Raw genomic sequence first — 23,993 nt, forward strand, 5'->3', positions numbered from 1 at the left:
ATAGAATAAGAAAACGGATAAGGTCCGTTTTCGCTTTTAAAGGAGAAATGATGGGATTATTAAGTGGTTTGATGGGCAATGCCTCTCAAAAAAATGTCGATAAAGTAGAAAGAGATCTGGAAGATATCTTGGTGCCGGGAGAGCAAGTGACACTTGCTTTTAGCTTGATTCGTGATTTAATCGTCTTTACAGAGTTTCGTTTGATCTTGGTGGATAAGCAAGGAGTAACAGGAAAGAAAACGTCCTATAAGTCCTTACCTTATCGCTCTATCTCTCGTTTTTCAGTGGAAACTTCTGGTCATTTTGATTTGGATGCCGAATTAAAAATCTGGGTCTCTTCTGCAGTCGAGCCTTCAGAAGTTTTACAATTCAAGAGTGACAGCAGCGTCATTGAAATCCAGCAAGCATTAGCCAGTGCAGTTTTTAAATAAAAATATCATTTTGATAGAGAACAGTTGAGAAAGGAGACGGAATGTTTATCGAAAAACAATTGGGTCAAGATCGGAAATGGATCAATATCGACTCGGATATGATTGCTGAAAACTCATATCTTTATAAAAAATACGAGATTGACAAAGAAACCATTGAGTACGCGATGGATAAGAACGAACGTGCCCATATGGATTATAATCGAGAAAACGGTACGATCACATTTATCTACAATGTATTGGATTTAGAAAAGGACAAGGAATACTACGAAACCATCCCTATGACCTTTATCGTTCAAGATACGCGACTCGTGACCATCAGTAACCAGGACAATGCCTATATCATTGAACAAATGGTTCGCTATTTGGAAAGCCATGGGGAGTTGTCGATCTATAAGTTGCTTTTTGCAGGTCTTGAAATGATCAGTAATGCTTATTATCCGATTATTGATCGCTTAGATAAGCACAAGGATGAACTCAATCGTTTGCTTCGAAAGACAACGACGACCAAGAATCTTTATGCCCTGTCTGACCTTGAGACCGGTATGGTGTATCTGGTCGCAGCAGCCAAGCAGAATCGGATGTTGCTAGAACATATTAAAGCGCATGCCATTTATCGCAGGATGAATGATGTTGAAAAAGAGCAGTTTGATGATGCCATGATCGAAGCGCGTCAGTTGGCTTCGATGACTGAGTTGATTTCCAATGTCTTGCAACAGTTGTCAGGATCTTACAACAATATCCTAAACAACAACTTGAATGACAACTTGACAACCCTAACCATCTTTGAAGCCTTGTTGGCGGTTTTAGCCGTTATCACCGGTTTCTTTGGAATGAATATCCCTCTTCCGATGACAAAGGATCCCAATGCTTGGATTTATGTATCCGTATGTAGCTTTATATTATGGCTCATTTTGGGAAAGGTTATGCGGTGGATTGTGAAACAAAGATAAAAAAGAGGCTTGGAGAAATCCGAGCCTCTTCGTATCTAGAATAATCTGAGAAATAGGAACCATCTAGACACCTGCCCTCCTCTCCAAAGAAGGGGCAGTGTGAATAGTTCATTGACTGTACAAAATCTTCTTGGAAATAGTAGGAGTAGATTTAATAGTACTGAGTGGTTCTAAATAAATCAGAACTTAGAATAAATCGTTGAATCAGATAAAATGATCCTATTTCTTTATACAGAAATATTTTAGATACTAACTGTATTATACATATTTATTTGTAAAAACGCAAGAACTACCAAAAAAAGTTTTTCCGAAGTTTTTATACTCCTATTTAAAGGGATTCTTGAACGGTGTCAGAAGAAAGTCAGCTAAATCTAGGGGAAACTGCCCTCTTGACTATTTTCAAGTTTTTAAAAATTTTTCCTAAAAAATAAAATTATTCTCCTTTGACTATCATTTGGTCGTCCATTGTGTTATACTAGATAAGTTGCAAACTTGTATGAGAGAAATGCTGGTGAGGCAGAACAGATGGAAGGATTCTGTTCGAAAGAAGACTCCCGCAAGTAGGATCTTGTGGCCTATTTGTTTGAAAAACGATACTAGCCAACAACATCCGTTAGGACGCAAAACATTTTTCTCTAAAGAAATTGTAGTCTTAAACAGACGGACTAGTTTTTCTTTAGATGAGTCTTGCGACAGGTGACCGGGAAGGTGACTTCCTATGCAATCAGTGCGTTTTCGCATTGAAAGAAGTTTGATAAAGTGGCTTCGCACCACTTTTTAGAAAGAAGAAAGAATTGAAATTCAACGAATTTAACTTATCTGCTGAATTATTAGCAGAAATCGAAAAAGCTGGCTTTGTAGAAGCAAGCCCCATCCAAGAACAAACCATTCCTTTGGCCCTTGAAGGAAAAGATGTCATTGGTCAAGCGCAAACAGGGACCGGTAAAACGGCTGCTTTTGGTCTTCCAACTTTGGAGAAGATTGATGTCGATAACACAGTAATCCAAGCCCTTGTTATTGCTCCGACGCGTGAGTTGGCGGTTCAAAGTCAGGAAGAACTCTTCCGCTTTGGACGCAGTAAGGGTGTCAAAGTTCGCTCTGTCTATGGTGGATCAAGCATTGAAAAGCAAATTAAAGCTTTGAAGTCAGGTGCTCACATCGTTGTGGGAACACCTGGACGTTTGCTAGATTTGATCAAGCGCAAGGCCTTGAAACTCGATCATATTGAAACCTTGATCCTGGATGAAGCAGATGAAATGCTCAATATGGGCTTCTTGGAAGATATCGAAGCCATCATTAGCCGTGTTCCGGAAACACGCCAAACCTTGCTCTTTTCAGCAACGATGCCAGAAGCCATCAAACGCATTGGTGTTCAGTTTATGAAAGAACCCGAACACGTTAAGATCGCAGCCAAAGAATTGACCACCGACTTGGTCGATCAATACTATATTCGTGTCAAAGAAGGCGAAAAGTTTGATACCATGACTCGATTGATGGATGTCGAGCAACCGGAGCTTGCCATTGTCTTTGGTCGGACTAAACGCCGGGTCGATGAATTGACGCGTGGCTTGAAGATCCGTGGTTTCCGAGCAGAAGGGATTCACGGAGATTTGGATCAAAACAAACGTCTCCGTGTCCTTCGTGACTTTAAAAATGGGAACTTGGACGTCTTGGTGGCAACGGACGTTGCGGCACGTGGTTTGGACATTTCAGGTGTGACCCATGTCTACAACTACGATATTCCACAAGATCCAGAAAGCTATGTTCACCGGATCGGACGGACAGGTCGTGCTGGGAAAACAGGGCAATCCATTACCTTTGTTTCGCCAAATGAAATGGGCTATTTGCAAATCATTGAGAACTTGACTAAAAAGCGGATGAAGGGAATGAAACCTGCAACAGCAGCAGAAGCCTTCCAAGCGAAAAAACAAGTAGCGCTGAAGAAAATTGAGCGAGACTTTGAGGATGAAAAAATCCGAACGAACTTTGAGAAGTTTGGTAAGGATGCTCGCAAATTGGCTGCAGAATTCACTCCTGAAGAATTGGCTATGTATATCTTGAGCTTGACCGTTCAAGATCCAGATAGTCTTCCAGAAGTTGAAATTGCGCGTGAAAAACCATTGCCATTTAAACCATCCGGTGGTGGCGTTGGTGGAAAAGGCAAAGGTGGCCGTGGAAATGGCCGTCGTGGAGACCAACGCCGTGATCGAAATCGCAGAGATGACCGTGAAGGTGGACGACGTGATTTCAAACGCAAGTCCAATAAAAACAGCCGGGACTTTGAAGGCAAAGGCAACAAACGTCCTCATCGTACGTCAAGTGAAAAGAAAAATGGATTTGTCATCCGCAATAAAGGGGATAAATAAGTCCTAAGAACGGTCTAGCAATAGGCCGTCTTTTTAATGAAAATCAAAAATACAAGGGTTAACTAGCTGTTAACCCTTGTATATTTATAAGGAGACCTAAATGATAACTGACTCTTTTAGAAAAAATGTATCATGATAAGGAGCATCCTAAAAAAGTCAGAAAACAGAAAGAACGGATTCCTAAAACGGAATGTTTCTGTTAACATATTAAGTTTACAATTATTTCTAAGCTTTGTCAAGGTTTTTTTCTTATATTTTTAAAAATTTTTAACGAAAAAGATAAAAATTGACAATCTTAGCTAAAAGGTTATAATGAATATAATAACTATATTAATCATAAAGAGGTGGCGTCCATGGTGATTGCATTAAAAAACGATGATCTAGAAGTACAATGTAAGACATTTGGAGGGGAATTGAGCTCCATTCGTAATAAAGAAGGCTTAGAATATCTCTGGCAAGGGGATCCGGAGTATTGGTCGGGACAAGCGCCTGTTTTGTTTCCAATTTGCGGAAGCGTTCGTAATGGCCAAGTACAGTATCATCTAAAAGATGGAGTGAAGACAGGTCAGCTGCCAAGACACGGTCTCATTAGGAAGAGAGAGTTTGAACTTAAAGAACAAACAGACCATCGTCTTGTCTTTGAAATCACCTCTAACGACGAGAGCCTGCAAAATTATCCCTACCATTTTCGAGTTGAAATCGTTTATGAACTACAAGGGAAAGAAATCACCATCACCTATCGTGTACAAAATCTAGAGTCTGATCAAGTCATGCCTTATTTCATTGGAGGGCATCCAGCTTTTCATTGTCCCCTTTTAGCAGATGAAGACTATGAAGACTACGAGTTGATTTTTGAAAAAGAAGAAACCTGCAGCGTCCCTCTCTTGTTCACAGAAACTGGATTGGTCGATCGCCTGCAGCGGACGCCATTTTTCGATCATAAGCGTAGCCTACCTTTGCGACATGAACTATTTGAAAAAGATGCCATTATTTTAGATCAGTTAACCTCTAAATCTGTGAAGCTTATCTCGAAAAAATCAGGTAAAGGTTTGGAATTTGATTTTGCAGATTTTGAAAATCTGGTCCTTTGGTCTACCAATAACAAGGGCCCCTTCATTGCCTTAGAGCCTTGGACAGGTATTTCCACATCTGCAGAAGAGGGCGATTTCTTCGAAGACAAAAAAGGTGTGATCCAGTTGGACCCTCAAGAGACACGGAGTCATCAGTACCGTATCACCATTTTGTAAATGAAAAACCGTTGGACTATGGAGTCCGACGGTTCTTTTTGATATAGTTTAGTTTTGCCTGGCGCGATTTCTTTTTAAAGAGAGCTTCGGCAGACATCGCAGAGGGTTTATCTGGATAGGATTCTTTGTAAAGAAGTTTAACGGGGAGGCGAGCCCGTGTGTATTTGGCCCCTTTTCCAGCATTGTGAGTCTTCAGGCGTTTTTCGACATCCGTGGTATAGCCAGTGTAGAGAGAGCCATCCGCACACTCTAAAACATACATGTAAGCCTTAGTTTCCATAGTAGATCTCATGAATCTCGTCTGTATAGCTGCCATCTTCATTGTGAATAAAGAGAGGAGGAAGAATTTTTAAACCATCCAGTGAGCCATCCTTGATCGCCTCAATCAATAACATATTCGCCTCTTTAGTCACTTTGGGGTAGACAAACTGGATCCGCTTAGGTGCAAGATTGTATCGTTTCATGGTTTCGATGATATCTAAAAAGCGATCTGGACGATGGACCATTGCTAAGCGACCATTTGATTTGAGAACCCGCTGGGCCACATGGCAAATCTCATCTAAGTTGGTGGTAATTTCATGTCGAGCTAAGAGGTAGTGTTCACTCTCATTGAGATTGGAATGCTCATCCACCTTGAAATAAGGAGGATTGCAGAGGATGATATCCACCTTACTCCCCTTGATATGTTGAGGCAAATGCTTGAGATCATCGGTGATCATGGACATTTGCTGGTTCAAGCCATTGAGAGCAATGGAGCGGGTTGCCATATCCGCTAGACGTTCCTGTATTTCGACACCAATGATCTGGGCCTCTGTACGAGTACTCGCAAAAAGTCCCACGGCCCCATTTCCAGCGCAGAGATCTACGATCAAGCCCCGCTTGGGCAATTTTGGAAAGCGCGAGAGGAGGACGCTATCCACGGAATAACTAAAGACTTCCCGATTTTGTATAATTTTCACATCACTTGAAAAAAGTTGATTGACGCGCTCGCCGTCTTTTAATTCGATATCTGTCATGGCTCTATTATAGCATGAAAAGAAGCTTGGGGAAAGATCGATAAAACATAAAAAGAGGCTGGGACAAAAGTCCTAGCCTCTCAATTATTTTTGGATTGTCGAGCAAGACGCAGTGGTTGAGTGGGCTCTACTACGCTGATTTCATCAGCTTTTACAGCCCTACTCAACTGTGCGGAGGTGGGACGACGAAATCGAATTCTAACGAATTACCGATTTCTGTCCCACTCTCTTTTTTCAATCAAATTCATATTTTTGGAGAATCGTAGTGAGGATAAAGACTCCTGTAAAGATAGCCATCAATGCCAGATAAACTGGGAAAGTAGTGGCTGTAAGGAGGGAAATCTCGATCAAGTTTTTTAACACGACCGCAGATGTGTAGAATCCTACTACAGAGAAGAGGATGAGGAGGGCCCGCCAGATATTTAGCGGCAGGCAAGCACGGATAACGGATAGGAAACCGATGGAGCCAAGTAAGTAGTAGGATACAGTAGACATATCGGCTGCAGACCAACCATGGCTTGCTCCCCAAAGGTGAATAAACAAGACACTAAAGACGACCATCAAGGCGCTTGGTAAGGCTAACAGAAGGGAACGTCTCAAGAAGTGTTTTTCAACCGGTTTGATATTGCGTTCAAAGGTCAACACAAATGGTGGGATTCCTTCGACGAATTGGTCGATCAGGGTGATTTGAATAGGAATGAAAGGGAAAATCAGCAAATAGTTGACGTTAAAGAAGAGAGCACTGGCAATACAGATGATAGCCAAGAGGAAGGAATAGATCGTTTTGATAAAGAAGATTGGAGCGATTCGTCCAATGTTATTCACCACACGACGGCCTTCAAAAAGAATTTCTGGAACGTCATTAAAGTCAGAGTTTAAAAGAACAATATTGGCAATTTGACGAGTTGCGGGATCTCCCTCAGCCATCACGATGGAGCAGTCTGCTTCGCGAAGAGCAAGGATATCATTGACCCCATCTCCTGTCATAGCAGTTATCCGACCAGCAGCTTTCAAGGTTTGGATAAGTAGTTTTTTCTGGTGAGGAGACACGCGCCCAAAGATAGCTGTTTCTTCTGCTTGATCCACTAATTGATCATCAGAAATTTTTGAACAATCGACGTAGTTCTCATAATTTTTGAAGCCAGCTTGTTGAGCGATATAAGAGACCGTCACAGGGTTGTCACCAGAGATGATTTTGAGATCCACTCCTTGAGAGCGCAAATACTCAAGAGTATCTGAAGCCCCTTCACGAATGGGGTCTGTAATCTCAATAACCGCAATCCCTTCAAGATTTTCAGGCAGTTTCAATTCCTGCATGCTGATCAGTTCTGAACTGTGAGCCAAGACGAGCACGCGCGATCCACGAGCTTGTGCTTCGACGACAGGAGCGGGATTTTCTTTAAGGAGCATTTCAGGAGCACCGAGAAAGACGGTTCCAAGGTTGGATAGGTGCATGGCTCCCCATTTCCGATCACTTGAGAAAGGAATAATGTTTTCCGCAGTATAAGCATGCTCCAACTCCCCATAAGCCTTGCGAATAGCTTGAGCAGTAGGATTGGTGTCCTCGCTATATTGCATGTAAGCTGAAAGGATAACTTTGATGGTTTCCTCAGAAAAATGATCCGATAAGCTATGGAGAGATTCGACTGTCATCTTCCCTTGAGTGATGGTACCGGTCTTATCTAGACACAAGGTATCCACACGTGCGAGAGTTTCCACGGAATACATTTCTTGAACAAGTACCTTGCGCATGCCGAGCTTAATGACAGCAGTCAAGAGAGACGTAACTGTCAGAAGGGCGATTCCTTTTGGCAACATTCCCAGGAGAGCTGTTGAAGAATTCACGACAGAATCCTTGATCGGCAGCATCTTGATCAACAATGCTTCAAAGAAGAGGGCAAGGCCAAATGGGATGATAATTTTACCAGTGAAGCTAGAAATTTTCGCTAAGTTATAAAGAATACGCGAATTGATAGGCTTCAGGGTTTTAGCTTCCATCATCAGTTTGTTGGCATAGTTGTTTGCTCCAACTCGCTTGACACGGGCATAGACTTGACCACTGGCAATATAACTACCAGAAAGCAGTTCATCGCCAACTTCTTTTAAGACCAGATCACTCTCACCAGTCAGCATAGCTTCATTGGCTTCAGCGATACCAGACATGACTTCGGCATCACTAGGGATCTGCTCACCCGAAGACAGAAGCATTAGATCACCTAGGACAAGCTTCTCTGGTGGAATCGCATCTTTTTCCCCGTCTCGAATGACAGTCACCAGCTCACGACTCATGAGATTGAGTTTATCAATCATCCGCTTGGCGCGCATCTCGGTCATGATTCCTGTAATGGCATTGAAGCAAATAACCGCGAAAAAGATCATATTGCTCCAGGCCTGTACAGCAGCCAAGGCTACGGCAATCACAAAGTTTAAGGTATTAAACAAGGTGAAGACGTTGCGCTTGATGATTTGCCAGGTACTGGTACTTGTATTCGTTGTAAAATCATTGGTTTGTCCGCGATCCATTTTCTTGCGGACTTCACTGAGGGATAACCCCTTTAATTCATTCGTTTCCATAGACAATATGATATCATTTTTTTGAGAAAAAGACTATCTAGAATCGGTCCGCTGAGACATTTTTTATCTAAAAAAGGTTTGCGGTCAAAATCAGGATACGGTATAATAAGAAAGAACCTTTTACAGGATGGAATATCTTGTAGAGAGACGAATGAAATGGATTTGAGGAACAACTATGTTTTATACCTATTTACGTGGCCTTGTTGCCTTTATTCTGTGGGTTTTAAATGGGAATGCCCATTACCATCATAAGGACAATATTCCAGATCGGGAAGAGAACTACATCCTGGTATCCCCTCACCGGACTTGGTGGGATCCGGTCTATATGGCCTTTGCAACCAAGCCAAAGCAATTTATCTTTATGGCGAAAAAAGAACTCTTCACCAATCGTATTTTTGGCTGGTGGATTCGTATGTGTGGGGCATTTCCGATCGACCGTGAAAATCCGGGAGCAGAAGCTATTAAGTATCCTGTCAATATGCTGAAAAAGAGCAACCGTTCTTTGATTATGTTCCCAAGTGGAAGCCGTCATTCTCAAGACGTCAAAGGTGGTGTTGCCATCATTGCCAAAATGGCGAAGGTCCGTATCATGCCAGTGACTTATACTGGTCCAAGAGACTTGAAAGGGTTGGCAACAGGTGAACGCATTGATATGAACTTTGGACATCCCATTGATATTTCGGATATTAAAAAGATGAATGACGAAGGAGTGGCAGAAGTTGCCCGCCGTATCCAGGAGGAATTTGACCGCTTGGATGCGGAAGCACAAGCGATCAACACCCCAACAAAACCGTTTATCTTGATTCGTTTGTTAAAAATCCTTTTGATTCCTCTTGTCTTAGTCGTGGCCATCTTGACCTTGCTCTTTAGTTACCTAGCCAGTTTTGTATGGGATCCGGACAAACATCGAAAAAACAAGTAAAAAAACTGAGAGTTTTTCTCAGTTTTTTTTATTTTTACGAATAATAAAAGTGAGAGGAGGTTTCTTATGGAGGATATCATTGAAAAAATCAAAGAATATAAGCTCTTTTTAGCCCTTACTGCTATCGGACTCTTACTTGGAGGGTATTTTCTTTTTCATCGACCTCAGTCAAGTGCATCCACCATACCGGATCTTTATCAGTCTTCTAGTTCAACTTCGAGCAAAGAAAAGGTGCAGACCGCTAGTTCTAAAGAAGAAAAGACGGCGACTTCTGTGTCTGATGCACCTGAGATCATTACGGTCGATGTCAAAGGAGCCGTCAAACAACCAGGGGTCTATGAGTTGCGCTCCAATAGCAGAGTCCACGATGCCATCTATAAGGCGGGTGGGATGACAGCCGATGCCAATAGTCAATCGGTCAATTTGGCGCAAAAACTCTCCGATGAAGCAGTGATCTATGTGGCTAAAGAAGGAGAGGATGTTCCAGCACTTGGAAGTTCAGAAAGTTCTGCAACTTCGTCAGCGCCAGCAGAAAAAACAGGTAAGGTCCATTTAAATCGAGCGACTGAATCAGAGCTCCAGACAGTATCAGGCATTGGCCAGAAACGTGCCCAGGACATTATTGCCTATCGCGAAGCAAATGGTCCTTTTCGATCAGTGGATGATCTGAAGAATGTTTCAGGAATCGGAGAGAAAACACTGGAGAAACTAAGAGATGCTTTCACGGTGGATTAAAGACCTTCCTTTTTCGCTTGTCCATCTCGCCTTTTTGCTCCTATGGCTGTATTTTAGTACCTATCAACCATCTTGGCTTTCGATCAGCGGTCTAGTAGTAGTGGGAGTTTTAGCGGTTCATCACTATAAAGGGGAGCGCTCAAGTTTGCTAGGGCTTGCTTTAGCAACCCTTTGTTTTGCGGCCTTCTTTGTCTTTCAGCGACTACAGGATCATCCAGTACAAGCAGAAAGTCAGCCATCCCACTTACGCCTGATTCCAGATAGCATCAAGATCAATGGGGACGCCCTGTCTTTTCGTGCTAAAAATCAGGGAAGGACCTACCAAGTCTTCTACACTTTAAAATCAGAAAAAGAAAAACAGCAGTGGCAAAGTCAAACCCACTTGCTGGAGTTGACATATAAAGGTGTTATAGAAGAACCAGAAGGGCAGCGAAATTTTAGAGGATTTGACTACCGGTCTTATTTGCAAACACAGGGGATTCACTATCAAATAAAAATTGAAGCGATCCAATCCGCGCTTCCTATACAGACTTGGAATGTTTTTGACTGGCTATCTCAATGGAGGCGCCAAGCTATTGTTTGGAGCAAGGAGCACTTTCCGCAACCGATGAACCAGTATATGACCGGCCTTCTTTTTGGCTATTTAGATACGGATTTTGAAGAGATGGACCAGCTTTACACGAGTTTAGGAATCATCCATTTATTCGCCTTATCTGGGATGCAGGTTGGCTTTTTCATCAATGGGATCCGGAAAGCTCTCTTACGTCTAGGAATCTTGCAAGAAACAGTTGATATCTGGATGGTTCCAATTTCTTTGGTCTATGCTGGCTTGACAGGTTTTTCAGTTTCAGTGGTTCGCAGTCTCTTGCAAAAGATCCTCTCTCAAAAGGGGGTCCGAGGGATGGAGAATATGGCGATGACCTTGATGATCTTAATGTTGCTCATGCCCAAGTTTCTCCTGACAGCTGGAGGGGTCTTGAGTTGTGCCTATGCCTTTATTTTGACCTTGGTAGATACCAGTTCTTATTCCGGACTTAAAAAGCTACTAGTGGAAAGTTTCTGGATTAGCCTGGGGATTTTGCCCCTTTTGACCTATTACTTTAGTGTTTTTCAACCCTGGTCACTCCCTTTAACCTTCCTCTTTTCTTTCTTATTTGACCTTGTTCTTCTTCCAGGTTTAACGGTGCTATTTATCTTATCGATTCTAAAGCCCCTTACAATTTTTAACAGTTTCTTTCTTCTCATAGAGGAGTGTATTCGTTGGATTTCAAAGCTCACGTCGCTACCTTTGGTATTTGGTCAGCCGACGGGAGCAGCTCTGATTGCTCTCTTCCTTCTTTTAGGGATCTTGTATGATCTTCGAAAGCAAAAAAAACGTCGTTTCCTGTTAATAGGCATGATTCTACTCATCTTTTGTTGGACCAAACATCCTTTAGAAAATGAGATTACCATGGTGGATATCGGTCAAGGAGACAGTATCTTTTTACGCGATTGGAAAGGAAGAACCATATTGATTGATGTCGGAGGACGCGTCACTTTTAAAAGTGGAGAAAAGTGGCAAGAGCGCAGTCAATCTGCCAATGCGGATCAAACCTTGATTCCCTATCTCAAGAGTCGAGGTGTTGGAAAACTCGATGCTTTAGTCTTGACTCATACAGACCAGGACCATATGGGAGATATGGTGGAGGTTGCCAAACAAATCCCAGTTAAAAAAGTGTATGTCAGTCCAGGTAGTCTAACTAATTCTCAATTTCGAGAGAAATTGAAACAGCTTCATAGTCCGATTAAAGTAGTCCAGAGAGGGGATCAACTTCCTATTTTTGATCATCATCTAGAAGTCTTATCCCCTGATGAAGTGGGGGATGGTAAAAATGATGATTCGATTGTCCTCTATGGGCAGTTCTATCAGAAACGATTTTTGTTCACGGGTGATTTGGAAGAAGCTGGAGAGAAAAAACTATTGAAAAACGATCCACAATTACAAGTAGATGTCTTGAAAGTAGGCCACCACGGTTCTAAAGGTTCCTCTAGTGATGTGTTTTTAGATCAGTTACATCCTCAGTTGGCCTTGATCTCTGTTGGAAAGAAAAATCGCTACCAGCATCCTCACAAAGAATTGCTCGATCGTCTAGAGGAACGCTCTATTTCTTATTTTCGTACCGATGAAAGGGGAGCGATTCGCTTGATTGGATGGAACCATTGGAGGGTAGAAACAGTCCGATAGAGACGAGGAGAGGTTTGCTTTCTATGCTGAAAATTGCTATTATAGAAAGTGAAATCGATGTAAAGGTAGAATTGTATGAACGCATTTAAGCAATTTTGGATACAGTATGCAGATTTTTCAAGTAAGACCAGTCGGGCCCATTTTTGGCTAGCTTTTTTCTGGAATTCCCTGATTTCTTTGCCTCTTTGGGTTTTTTACATCGTGACCTCTTTATCCCATCAAAATGCTAAAGAAACGCTCAATTTTTCAACTGTTCATTCTAAGACAGGTTTATGGGCGCTCGCTTTCTTAGCATTCTTTTACTTCCTCATTTTAGTACCCAGTCAAGCCATTTGTGTACGTCGCTTGCGGGATGCGGGAATCCATTGGTCTTGGATCTTTTTGAATCTTGGTCCGGTTTTACTCTATTTATTGACGGGGCTAGATATTTTCCTATTTCTTTGGGGGATTACAGTTATTTCTCTCTTGATTCTCATGATGCTTCCAGGGAAAAACACCTTCCCACAACCAGTAGAAACTCCTATGGGAGTGGCTTCTGAACCACAGGTCACAGCGACAGGGGGGAGCTTTGGAGGCAACTCCTTTGAGCAAATTCCTAATTTTGTAGCAGCACCTGATTTGTCTGATGAAAAACCACCATTGGAACAAAAGATGGCTACTGAACACGAAATCCACTAAACTGATAAAGATAAGAGAGTTTCATGCAAGCAATTATTGACACTAAACATCTGACGGTTCAAACTCTGCCTCCTATTCTTGTTTTGACGGGTGAGGATGTAGGTCAATTTGAATGGTTAAAAAAAGACATTTTAAAAAAAATAGGCTATGATCCCTCAGATTTGAATTATTCTTATTTTGATATGAAGGAAGCCTCCTATGCTGAGGTCGAGCTGGATTTGGTCAGTCTTCCCTTTTTTGCAGATGAAAAAATCGTGATTTTGGATCACTTATTGGATTTGACCACTGCCAAAAAACGCAATTTAACCGATGAAGATCTGAAGCAATTTGAAAATTATCTGGAAAATCCTTCTGAATCGACCCGTTTGGTGATATTTGCAGAAGGAAAATTAGATAGTAAGCGCCGCTTGGTCAAACTCCTAAAACGGGATGCCCAAATCATTGAAGCGACCACTCCTAAAGAGCAAGATTTAAAGCGTTATTTTTCTGGTCAGGCGCAAGAATTGGGCTTACACTTTGTGGGCGATTCCTTGGACCAGTTGCTCTTAAAATCTGGCTATGATTTTGGAGAGTTACAGAAGAATCTCGCTCTATTGCAGGCTTATAAAGAAGATGGTCAGATTACCCTCCAAGATATCGAGGAGGTTGTTCCAAAGTCCTTGCAAGATAATATTTTTGATCTGACACAGATGATTCTCAAACGCCAAATCGATCAAGTCCGAAATTTGGTTAAGGATCTTCGCTTACAAGGAGAAGATGAAATAAAATTGATCGCTATTTTGTTGGGGCAATTCCGAATGTTTTCTCAAGTTAAAATTTTCTCAGAAGAAGGCCAATCCGAAAGCCAAATTGTAGCGAGCTTGTCGGACTTGTCAGGACGCAAGGTCAATCCTTATCAGGTAAAGTTTGCCTTACGGGATAGCCGCAGGCTTTCCCTGTCCTTTTTGAAGCAAGCTATGATGACCTTCATCGAGACGGATTATGCGATTAAAAGTGGAACATATGAAAAAGACTACTTATTTGATTTGGCCCTGTTGAAAGTAGCTAATAGCATCTAACGATGAATGAAATCGCAAGCAGATTAGTTGAATAATTTAGCTGTTTGCGTTATCATCAAGTCAGTAATAAAGAAAAGAGGACCATAAAATGGCTATCATTTTACCAGAATTACCATATGCTTATGATGCATTGGAACCTTATATCGATGAAGAAACCATGCATTTGCACCATGATAAACACCATCAAACATATGTAAACAATGTGAATGCAGCTCTTGAAAAACATCCTGAAATTGGAGAAGACCTTGAAAGCTTGTTAGCTGATGTTGAATCCATTCCAGCTGATATTCGCCAAGCTGTGATCAACAATGGTGGTGGTCATTTGAACCACGCTCTTTTCTGGGAATTGATGACTCCAGAACAAACAGCTCCTTCAGCAGAACTTGCTGCAGCGATTGATGCTACATTTGGTTCATTTGAAGACTTCAAAGCAGCCTTCACAGCAGCAGCAACGACACGTTTTGGTTCTGGTTGGGCATGGTTGGTTGTCAACAAAGAAGGCAAACTCGAAGTGACTTCAACAGCAAACCAAGATACACCAATCTCTGAAGGTAAAACACCAATCCTTGGTTTGGATGTTTGGGAACATGCTTACTACGTGAAATACCGTAACGTACGCCCTGACTACATCAAAGCTTTCTTCTCAGTGATCAACTGGAATAAAGTTAATGAATTGTTTACAGCAGCAAAATAATAAAATGAAGGAATCTATAAGAGCAAGTATTGGCTCTTATAGATTTTTTTATTTGCATCCGAAAAATTGGAGTATAATTTCTTGCGTTTGGTCAGGAAAATGATACACTAGTAGGAGTGTGTCTTACTTGTCTGAAGCCTGGTTTGAAGGGCCTAGGCAAGGAAAAGATAAACCTTAAAATGAAAACTGAAACATTCAGGGAGAAATGAAATGACTAGTATTACCATTACTAAAGGAGCCGTTGAGACGCCTATCTATTTGCGGATGTTAAATCGTCATGGCTTGATTGCAGGAGCAACAGGGACAGGGAAAACAGTTACCCTCAAGGTCCTCACAGAAAAATTAAGCAAAGAGGGCATTCCGGTCTTTCTAGCTGATATCAAGGGAGATTTATCTGGTTTAGCCAAAGCGGGGCAATGGACTCCAAAACTGGAAGAACGCTACAAACTGCTTGGTCTCACAGATCCGTTTGAGCCGCAAGCCTTCCCTGTTCGATTGTGGGATGTCTTTGGCCAAGCTGGTCATCCTGTTCGTGCGACTGTCGAAGGAATGGGGTCATTGCTTCTTTCTCGTCTACTTGATTTGAATGAAACTCAATCAGGAATTCTTGCAATTGTCTTTAAAGTGGCTCAAGAGAAAGATTGGCCCTTGATTGATTTGAAGGACCTGCAAAGCCTTTTAAAGGAAGTCTATGAACACAGCTCAGACTATTCTGCCCAATATGGTAATATCACCAAACAATCTGTCGGTGCGATCCAAAGAAGCCTCTTAGTTCTTGAAGAAGAAGGAGCGGATCAGTTTTTCGGAGAGCCTGCACTTGATTTAAATGACTTTATGCAACTCGATGCATCAGGGCGTGGGTATATCAATATTCTTTCGGCTACAAAGCTCTTTCATTCACCAAAATTGTATTCAACCTTTTTAATTTGGATGTTGTCTCGCCTCTTTGAAACACTTCCCGAGGTTGGGGATCCCGAAAAGCCAAAACTGGTTTTCTTCTTTGATGAAGCCCATCTCCTCTTTAAGGATGCAAGCAAGCTCTTTCTTGAGAAGGTCGAGCAGGTCGTGCGCCTGATTCGTTCTAAGGGTGTAGGGATTTACTTTATTACCCAAAATCCTCAAGATCTACCAGAATCTGTTTTGGCACAGCTTGGAAATCGTGTGCAGCATGCGCTTCGAGCTTATACACCAAAAGAAATGAAGGCCATCAAGGTGGCTGCCCAAAGTTTTCGTCCGAATCCAGACTTTGATACAGAAACAGTGATCACAGAATTAGGGACAGGGGAAGCCTTGGTTTCTTTCCTGAATGAGAAGGGGCAACCTAGTGTTGTTGAGCGTGCTTATATTCTCTCTCCTCAATCGAGTTTTGACCTCTTAAATGAAAGTGAACAATTGGCCTTAATCACGACATCGCCTTTCCATCAAAAGTATGCGACGACGATTGATCGGGAATCTGCCTATGAAAAATTAGCAGCTAAAGCAAGCAAGGAAGCACAAGAAGAGGAGAAAAAAGAAGCAGAAAAAGAACGAGCTGCGACGGAAAAAGCAGAGCAAAAACGCAGTCCAGGTCGCCCAAGAAAATCCAGTCTTGAAAAAGCTAAGGATTCCTTCTTGAGTTCCTTATTCCGGACGATTGCGCGTGAGATCGCTAAGCTAATTATGGGCTCCTTTAAACGAAAATAAGCCTTTGATGAAAAGAAATAATCTTTTTAAAAAGAAATCGTTTTCTATTTCTGATAATTCTTGTTATTTTCAGTAGAATCTTTTATAATTAATCTCGTATGAAAAAATATTTTAATCTACGCTCGATCATGATTGCGATCAGTATTCTATTGTGCTTAGGGGGAACAAGCGCACTGGGCTACTTGCATGTTACGCAACCAACAGCATCAGCAATTGAAAAAAAAGAAAAGAAAACAAAAGAAGCAAAAGAAAAAGATATAGAAAAGTCTACGCCTGAGACGAAAAAACCACGTGTCAAATCTCCTGAAGCCAAGCAAGCAGTGGTCGATGCAGACATGGAAACGATGAGTGCTTATGGCCTTGTCTATGATTATGCTAATAAGGGGTTGGTAGAGGTTGTCCAGGATTTCCTAGCGGAAAGTGGAATTGATCCGTCACAAGTTGCCTTCACGTATCGCAATGCCATTACAGGAGAGCAATTTGCTATGAATGATCTTCAACCAATGACGGCAGGAAGTACCTATAAGCTACCGTTGAACATGTTGGTGGTGGATGAGGTCACAAAGGGGAAACTCAATTTAACAGATCGGTTTGACATTAACAATACCTACTATGAATATGTAGGGGAACATGACAATTACGTTGCTGCCTTTGATGGAGCCATGTCTATCCCTGATATGCAACGCTATTCATTAGTTTACTCTGAAAATACCCCAGCCTATGCCTTGGCAGATCGTTTAGGGGGAATGGAGCAAGCGCGCAAGTTATTCAGTCGCTATGGTCAATCTCGCTCACCAGAAGTCAAAACCTTTAGCGAAGATAATAAAACGACAACGGATTATTATATCCATGTCTTGCAATATCTTTGGAATCATCAAGAAAAATATGCAGATTTGTTGGAATTGATTGGGGAATCTTTCCCAGGTGAGTACTATAAGAAATTCTTGCCAGATTTGGTCATTCAACAAAAACCGGGCTATGTTGCGGAAGCGCTCAATGTGGATGCCATTGTCCATGAATCGACCCCTTATTTGGTTGCCATCTATACTGCAGGACTGGGTGGAACGACCCCAGAAAGTTCTGAAATCAGTGGTGTTGGTCTTTATCAGTTGGGAGAACTAGCTTATGTCATCAATGAATGGCATCGTGTGAATATGAATGAATAATTGACGGAAGAGGCTGGGACAAAAGTCCTGGCCTCTTCAATTGTCTTTGGATTATCGAGCAAGACGCAGTGGTTGAGTGGGCTCTACTACGCTGATTTCATCAGCTTTTACAGCCCTACTCAACTGTGCGGAGGTAGGACGACGAAATCGAATTCTAACGAATTACCGATTTCTGTCCCACTCTCTTTTCTTCTATCACAGTAGCATAAAATTCACTTGGTGTTTCGAAATACTTTTCTGTTTTAAAGAGGCTTCTTTCCCTCTTCTATCAAAAAAATATGTTATACTAATTAATAGTAATAAGAGGAAGTATAAACATGATTACAAAGGAAGATTACCAGTTGGTCCGCTCGCATCCAGCCTTCTCTGCGTTGCCAGTGGAGCTATTTGATAAATTAGCTGTTGAAATTCATGCTAGGGATATCCAAAAAGGACAAATTTTATTTTATGCAGGAGATAAGCGGGATCGCATTTTTCTTCTTTCAAAAGGCTTTGCTCGCATTGAGCAATTCGATTCGTCTGATCAATTTTCCTATATGGATTATATCAAGAAAGGGGCCCTGTTCCCTTATGGTGGGATGTTTCAGGATGAGCGTTACCACTATACAGCTAGTGCGGTGACAGATTTGCGTTGTTTCGTTATCCCCGTCAACCTCTATGAATTATCTGCCCAAGAGAGTAAGGAGCAGTTGCTCTTTATTACGAGAAAGCTCTCGTCAATTTTAGAATTTCAAGAGTTGCGTCTACGTAATGTCGTGACAGCTAGTGCCAGTGAGCGTGTGGTTCAATCTTTAGCTATCTTGTGCAAGGACTATGAAAGTTTAGGAAATCAACTTCCATTTCCAATCAGTATGAAGGAAATGGCCAAATTAGCGGCTACAACCCGAGAAACCGTCAATCAAGTTTTAAAGAAACTCATCGATTCTCATAAGATACAGTATGAGAGAAAACAATTAACCTTTCTAGATACAGCCTACTTTTTAAAGAGTTTTAAAGAGATCAATTAATTTGTTGATCTTTTTTATTTTTTCAAAAAAATATATATTCATAAAAACAATATAAAAGACAAAATATGCAAAGAAAACGCTTCATATTAACTAAAAAATAGGAAGAATTCAAGAAAATGCCAAATTCTTTGCATTAAAAAAGTAGAATCCTTCATGAAAGCGGTAACAATAAAGGATATAATAACAATTGTAATAAAGCTTATGAACAAGCTCGAAGAAAAAGGAGGACTATAGATGTCTACACACCCAATTCATGTTTTCTCAGAAATTGGAAAACTGAAAAAAGTTTGTTTGCACCGTCCTGGTAAAGAGTTGGAAAACTTGATGCCTGACTATCTTGAACGTCTTCTTTTTGATGATATTCCTTTCTTGGAAGATGCTCAAAAAGAACACGACGCATTTGCTGAAGCACTTCGTAATGAAGGAATCGAAGTACTTTATCTTGAAAAATTGGCAGCTGAGTCATTGACTACTCCAGAAATTCGCGAACAATTTATCGAAGAATACCTTGATGAAGCGAACATTCGTGGACGCCAAACTAAAAACGCTATTCGCGAAATCCTTCGTGGTATTAAAGACAACCAAGAGTTGGTTGAAAAAACAATGGCTGGTTTCCAAAAAGCTGAGCTTCCAGAAATTCCTGAAGCTGACAAAGGATTGACAGACCTTGTTGAATCTGACTATCCATTTGCGATTGATCCAATGCCAAACTTGTACTTCACACGTGACCCATTTGCTACAATTGGTAATGCAGTATCATTGAACCACATGTACGCAGATACACGTAACCGTGAAACTTTGTATGGTAAATACATCTTCAAATACCACCCAGTTTATGGTGGAAAAGTTGAACTTGTCTACAACCGTGAAGAAGATACTCGTATCGAAGGTGGAGATGAGTTGGTGCTTTCTAAAGATGTATTGGCAGTTGGTATCTCACAACGTACAGATGCTGCATCAATCGAAAAATTGTTGGTAAACATCTTCAAGAAGAACGTTGGCTTCAAGAAAGTATTGGCCTTCGAATTTGCGAACAACCGTAAATTCATGCACTTGGATACAGTATTCACAATGGTGGACTACGATAAATTCACAATCCACCCAGAAATCCAAGGGAACCTTCGCGTCTTCTCTGTAACCTATGAAAATGAAGCATTGAAGATTGTTGAAGAAAAAGGTGATTTGGCTGAATTGCTTGCTGAAAACCTTGGTGTTGAAAAAGTTACATTGATCCCTTGTGGTGATGGCAATGTAGTTGCTGCTGCTCGTGAACAATGGAACGACGGTTCAAATACTCTTACAATCGCACCGGGTGTGGTAGTCGTATACGACCGTAACACAGTCACAAACAAGAAATTAGAAGAATACGGACTTCGTTTGATCAAGATCCGCGGAAGTGAATTGGTTCGCGGTCGTGGTGGACCTCGTTGTATGTCAATGCCATTTGAACGTGAAGAAATCTAATGTAGAAGACCGAGAGCTGGTCTTGAGGGATCAGCTCTTCCTTCTTACTGATCAATACTAGAAAGAAATAGGAGACAATTAGAATGACAAATTCAGTGTTCCAAGGACGTAGCTTCTTGGCAGAAAAAGACTTTACACGCGCAGAGTTAGAATACCTCATCGGACTTTCAGCTCACTTGAAAGACCTTAAAAAACGCAACATCCAACACCACTATCTTGCTGGAAAAAACATTGCGCTTTTGTTTGAAAAAACTTCAACTCGTACTCGTGCTGCCTTCACAACAGCAGCTATCGACCTTGGTGCTCACCCAGAATACCTAGGTGCAAACGACATCCAACTTGGTAAAAAAGAATCTACAGAAGATACTGCTAAAGTTCTTGGACGTATGTTTGACGGTATTGAATTCCGTGGTTTCAGCCAACGTATGGTTGAAGAATTGGCTGAATTCTCAGGTGTTCCAGTATGGAATGGTTTGACTGACGAATGGCACCCAACTCAAATGCTTGCAGACTACTTGACTGTTCAAGAAAACTTTGGACGCCTTGAAGGTTTGACACTTGTGTACTGTGGTGACGGACGTAACAACGTTGCAAACAGCCTTCTTGTAACAGGTGCTATCCTTGGTGTGAACGTACACATCTTCTCACCAAAAGAACTCTTCCCAGAAAAAGAAATCGTTGAGTTGGCAGAAGGATTTGCCAAAGAAAGTGGCGCTCATATCTTGATCACTGAAGATGCCGACGAAGCAGTGAAAGGTGCAGACGTACTTTACACTGATGTTTGGGTATCAATGGGTGAAGAAGACAAATTTGCAGAACGTGTTGCCCTTTTGAAACCTTACCAAGTAAACATGGATTTGATTAAGAAAGCTGATAACGAAGACTTGATCTTCTTGCACTGCTTACCAGCCTTCCACGATACAAATACTGTTTACGGTAAAGATGTTGCTGAAAAATTCGGCGTAGAAGAAATGGAAGTTACTGACGAAGTGTTCCGTAGCAAATATGCTCGTCACTTTGACCAAGCTGAAAACCGTATGCACACAATCAAAGCGGTTATGGCAGCTACTCTTGGTAACTTGTACATTCCAAAAGTTTAAGACTTTATAACCGTATACCAACAGCTATAGGGGCTGGACTGCTAGCTTTAGTCCTGCCCCTATTTTTTATAGAAGGGGAAAACTTATGTCAAGAAAAATCGTCGTTGCTTTGGGAGGAAATGCTATTCTCTCATCTGATCCTTCTGCACAAGCTCAACAAGAAGCACTTGTAGAAACAGCAAAACACTTAGTCAAATTAATCAAAAACGGGGATGACTTGATCATCACTCACGGAAATGGTCCTCAAGTAGGAAACCTTTTGCTCCAACACTTGGCAGCAAACTCTGAAAAGAACCCTGCTTTCCCACTTGATTCATTAGTTGCTATGACCGAAGGAAGCATTGGCTACTGGCTTCAAAATGCTCTTCAAAATGCTCTTCTTGAAGAAGGAATTGAAAAAGATGTGGCTTCTGTTGTGACACAAGTCGTTGTTGATAAGAACGACCCAGCTTTTGTCAATCTCAGCAAACCAATCGGTCCATTCTACTCAGAAGAAGAAGCAAAAGCAGAAGCTGAAAAATCTGGAGCAACTTTCAAAGAAGATGCTGGTCGTGGCTGGCGTAAAGTTGTTGCTTCACCAAAACCAGTGGATATCAAAGAAATCAATACCATCCGTACTTTGTTGAACGACGGTCAAGTCGTTGTGGCAGCCGGTGGTGGCGGTATCCCAGTTGTGAAAGAAGCAGATGGTAGCCTATCTGGTGTTGAAGCTGTCATCGATAAAGACTTCGCATCTCAACGTTTGGCTGAATTAGTAGAAGCAGACCTCTTCATCGTCTTGACTGGTGTCGATTATGTCTTTGTGAACTACAACAAACCAGACCAAGCAAAATTGGAACATGTTAATGTGGCTCAATTGGAAGAATATATCAAACAAGACCAATTTGCACCAGGAAGCATGCTTCCTAAAGTGGAAGCTGCCATTGCCTTTGTAAATGGTCGCCCAGAAGGAAAAGCAGTTATTACATCACTTGAAAACCTGGGAGCTTTGATTGAATCTGAAAGTGGAACAATCATCCAAAAAGACTAATGAAAAATTAGGAAAAAACTAGTATTTTAAAGCTTATTGTGATAGAATAAGTCTATAGGTAAGCGTTTTACAAGAGACTCTTGTAAAACATCACTCACACTTTGTTGCGTTAGGAGGAAGACAAATGAGTGAAAAAACGAAAAAAGGATTTAAGATGCCTTCATCTTTTTCCGTATTGTTAATCATCATTGCCATTATGGCAGTGTTAACTTGGATTATTCCAGCTGGTCAATACAAAGTTGATGATGGTGGAGCCATCATCGCTGGTAGTTATGAAGCTGTGAAACAAAATCCTCAAGGGATTTGGGACGTCTTGATGGCCCCAATCAACGCCATGCTTGGTAAAGCACCAACTAGTGCAGCCATTGACGTAGCCTTCTTCATCTTGATGGTCGGTGGATTCCTTGGTGTTGTGAACGAAACAGGTACCCTTGATGTAGGGATTGCTTCAATCGTTCGTAAATACAAAGGCCGCGAAAAAATGTTGATCTTGATCTTGATGCCATTGTTTGCCCTTGGTGGGACAACTTATGGTATGGGTGAAGAAACCATGGCCTTCTATCCACTTCTCGTACCAGTTATGATGTCTGTTGGCTTTGACAGCTTGACAGGGGTTGCGATTGTACTTCTAGGTTCTCAAATCGGATGTTTGGCTTCTACATTGAATCCATTTGCAACGGTTATTGCATCTGATACAGCTGGTATCTCAAGTGCATCAGGATTGTTGCTCCGTGTGATTTTCTGGGTAGTCATGACTGCTCTTAGTACCTACTATGTATACCGTTATGCAGACAAGGTTCAAAAGGATCCTAAAGCATCCTTGACTTATGCAACTCGTGAAGAAGATTTGAAACACTTCAACGTAGAAAGTGGTGAAGAAATTCCTTCACAAATGAACAAGAAACAAAAACGTGTCTTGCTCGTCTTCATCTCAACATTCGTTATCATGGTTGCTGGATTTATCCCATTCAAAGATTTGGGTATTACATTCTTTGACAACTTTAACGAATCTCTCCATAAAATTCCAGTACTTGGTCAATTGATCGGTAACACAGATGCTCTTGGTACATGGTACTTCCCTCAAACAGCTATGCTCTTTGCCTTCATGGGAATCCTTGTGGGTATCATTTATGGCTTGAAAGAAGATAAAATCATTTCATCCTTCATGAATGGTGCAGCTGACCTCTTGAGTGTTGCGTTTATCGTAGCAGTAGCACGTGGTATCCAAGTCATTATGAACGATGGTATGATCACTGCGACAATCCTTCACTGGGGTGAAGAAGGACTTAAAGGTCTTTCATCTCAATTGTTCATTGTCTTGACTTACATTTTCTACTTGCCAATGTCATTCTTGATCCCATCATCATCTGGACTTGCTAGCGCGACAATGGGGATCATGGCACCTCTTGGTAAATTCGTCAACGTACCAGGTAGCTTGATTGTCACAGCTTACCAATCTGCATCTGGTGTCTTGAATTTGATCGCACCAACTTCAGGTATCGTAATGGGAGCTCTTGCTCTTGGACGTGTTGAAATCAGTACATGGTGGAAATTCATGGGTAAATTGGTTGTAGCGATTGTTGTGATCACCATTGCCCTTCTTCTACTCGGAACTGTAGTTCCATTCTTGCAATAGAATAAAGTAGGT

General features: G+C 41.5%; 20 protein-coding genes. 17 read left to right on the top strand and 3 right to left on the bottom strand.

From position 1 onward, the window contains the following. Nucleotides 1-50: 50 nt before the first annotated feature. From I2F76_RS00865 to I2F76_RS00880, 4 genes are all read left to right on the top strand, one after another. Nucleotides 51-431 (top strand): PH domain-containing protein, encoded by a 381-nt coding sequence (locus tag I2F76_RS00865; RefSeq protein ID WP_004219989.1) that lies wholly within the window; start codon nucleotides 51-53, stop codon nucleotides 429-431. 41 nt (nucleotides 432-472) lie between these two features. Further along, on the top strand, nucleotides 473-1,381 hold the full coding sequence (locus I2F76_RS00870) for a magnesium transporter CorA family protein (RefSeq protein ID WP_003006305.1): 909 nt from the start codon (nucleotides 473-475) through the stop codon (nucleotides 1,379-1,381). Nucleotides 1,382-2,175: 794 nt separating this feature from the next. Beyond that, nucleotides 2,176-3,747: a DEAD/DEAH box helicase gene (locus tag I2F76_RS00875; RefSeq protein ID WP_150905691.1), complete on the top strand. Its 1,572-nt coding sequence runs from the start codon at nucleotides 2,176-2,178 to the stop codon at nucleotides 3,745-3,747. Between the two features lie 353 nt (nucleotides 3,748-4,100). Further along, entirely contained in the window at nucleotides 4,101-4,994 is an 894-nt protein-coding gene (locus I2F76_RS00880) for an aldose 1-epimerase family protein (RefSeq protein WP_195487044.1), read from the top strand. Between the two features lie 16 nt (nucleotides 4,995-5,010). On the opposite strand, the gene I2F76_RS00885 is transcribed toward I2F76_RS00880, so the two are convergent. The 3 genes from I2F76_RS00885 to I2F76_RS00895 all read right to left on the bottom strand — a co-directional run bounded on the left by I2F76_RS00885 (nucleotide 5,011) and on the right by I2F76_RS00895 (nucleotide 8,584). Continuing rightward, entirely contained in the window at nucleotides 5,011-5,274 is a 264-nt protein-coding gene (locus I2F76_RS00885; protein WP_049472126.1) for a GIY-YIG nuclease family protein, read from the bottom strand. After that, nucleotides 5,264-6,010 (bottom strand): tRNA1(Val) (adenine(37)-N6)-methyltransferase, encoded by a 747-nt coding sequence (locus I2F76_RS00890; protein ID WP_021152863.1) that lies wholly within the window; start codon nucleotides 6,008-6,010, stop codon nucleotides 5,264-5,266. Before I2F76_RS00890 ends, I2F76_RS00885 begins: the two co-directional genes overlap by 11 nt. A gap of 234 nt (nucleotides 6,011-6,244) precedes the next feature. Further along, a complete protein-coding gene (locus I2F76_RS00895) occupies nucleotides 6,245-8,584 on the bottom strand; it encodes a cation-translocating P-type ATPase (RefSeq protein ID WP_195487045.1) in 2,340 nt (779 codons plus the stop codon). Nucleotides 8,585-8,759: 175 nt separating this feature from the next. Here I2F76_RS00895 and I2F76_RS00900 point away from each other — a divergent pair, with 175 nt between their 5' ends. The 13 genes from I2F76_RS00900 (at nucleotide 8,760) to I2F76_RS00960 (ending at nucleotide 23,981) form a co-directional block, all read left to right on the top strand. Next, on the top strand, nucleotides 8,760-9,506 hold the full coding sequence (locus tag I2F76_RS00900) for a lysophospholipid acyltransferase family protein (RefSeq protein ID WP_024056296.1): 747 nt from the start codon (nucleotides 8,760-8,762) through the stop codon (nucleotides 9,504-9,506). Nucleotides 9,507-9,572: 66 nt separating this feature from the next. Further along, a complete protein-coding gene (locus I2F76_RS00905; protein WP_195326891.1) occupies nucleotides 9,573-10,241 on the top strand; it encodes a helix-hairpin-helix domain-containing protein in 669 nt (222 codons plus the stop codon). Then, nucleotides 10,222-12,465: a DNA internalization-related competence protein ComEC/Rec2 gene (locus I2F76_RS00910; protein ID WP_195487046.1), complete on the top strand. Its 2,244-nt coding sequence runs from the start codon at nucleotides 10,222-10,224 to the stop codon at nucleotides 12,463-12,465. Before I2F76_RS00905 ends, I2F76_RS00910 begins: the two co-directional genes overlap by 20 nt. 75 nt (nucleotides 12,466-12,540) lie before the next feature. Next, nucleotides 12,541-13,143, top strand: coding sequence for a DUF805 domain-containing protein (locus I2F76_RS00915; protein WP_070666282.1), 603 nt, complete (start codon nucleotides 12,541-12,543; stop codon nucleotides 13,141-13,143). Nucleotides 13,144-13,166: 23 nt separating this feature from the next. Beyond that, nucleotides 13,167-14,201, top strand: a complete 1,035-nt coding sequence (holA, locus tag I2F76_RS00920) for a DNA polymerase III subunit delta (RefSeq protein ID WP_195487047.1) — start codon at nucleotides 13,167-13,169, stop codon at nucleotides 14,199-14,201. 88 nt (nucleotides 14,202-14,289) lie between these two features. Beyond that, a complete protein-coding gene (gene sodA, locus I2F76_RS00925) occupies nucleotides 14,290-14,895 on the top strand; it encodes a superoxide dismutase SodA (RefSeq protein WP_195487048.1) in 606 nt (201 codons plus the stop codon). Nucleotides 14,896-15,105: 210 nt separating this feature from the next. Beyond that, nucleotides 15,106-16,578, top strand: coding sequence for a helicase HerA-like domain-containing protein (locus I2F76_RS00930; RefSeq protein ID WP_195487049.1), 1,473 nt, complete (start codon nucleotides 15,106-15,108; stop codon nucleotides 16,576-16,578). Between the two features lie 98 nt (nucleotides 16,579-16,676). Then, nucleotides 16,677-17,744 (top strand): serine hydrolase, encoded by a 1,068-nt coding sequence (locus I2F76_RS00935; protein ID WP_195487050.1) that lies wholly within the window; start codon nucleotides 16,677-16,679, stop codon nucleotides 17,742-17,744. Between the two features lie 317 nt (nucleotides 17,745-18,061). Beyond that, nucleotides 18,062-18,751, top strand: coding sequence for a Crp/Fnr family transcriptional regulator (locus I2F76_RS00940; RefSeq protein WP_049472136.1), 690 nt, complete (start codon nucleotides 18,062-18,064; stop codon nucleotides 18,749-18,751). Nucleotides 18,752-18,985: 234 nt separating this feature from the next. Next, on the top strand, nucleotides 18,986-20,215 hold the full coding sequence (arcA, locus tag I2F76_RS00945; RefSeq protein ID WP_195422906.1) for an arginine deiminase: 1,230 nt from the start codon (nucleotides 18,986-18,988) through the stop codon (nucleotides 20,213-20,215). A gap of 83 nt (nucleotides 20,216-20,298) precedes the next feature. Further along, complete coding sequence (gene argF, locus I2F76_RS00950; protein WP_070660144.1) at nucleotides 20,299-21,315, top strand: ornithine carbamoyltransferase; 1,017 nt, start codon at nucleotides 20,299-20,301, stop codon at nucleotides 21,313-21,315. Between the two features lie 85 nt (nucleotides 21,316-21,400). Continuing rightward, nucleotides 21,401-22,345, top strand: coding sequence for a carbamate kinase (gene arcC, locus I2F76_RS00955; protein ID WP_003011576.1), 945 nt, complete (start codon nucleotides 21,401-21,403; stop codon nucleotides 22,343-22,345). 124 nt (nucleotides 22,346-22,469) lie between these two features. Then, nucleotides 22,470-23,981: a YfcC family protein gene (locus I2F76_RS00960; RefSeq protein ID WP_195326896.1), complete on the top strand. Its 1,512-nt coding sequence runs from the start codon at nucleotides 22,470-22,472 to the stop codon at nucleotides 23,979-23,981. Nucleotides 23,982-23,993 lie beyond the last annotated feature (12 nt).

Origin of the sequence: Streptococcus parasanguinis (assembly GCF_015557775.1) — a bacterium.
GTDB classification, from domain to species: Bacteria; Bacillota; Bacilli; order Lactobacillales; family Streptococcaceae; genus Streptococcus; species Streptococcus parasanguinis_AA.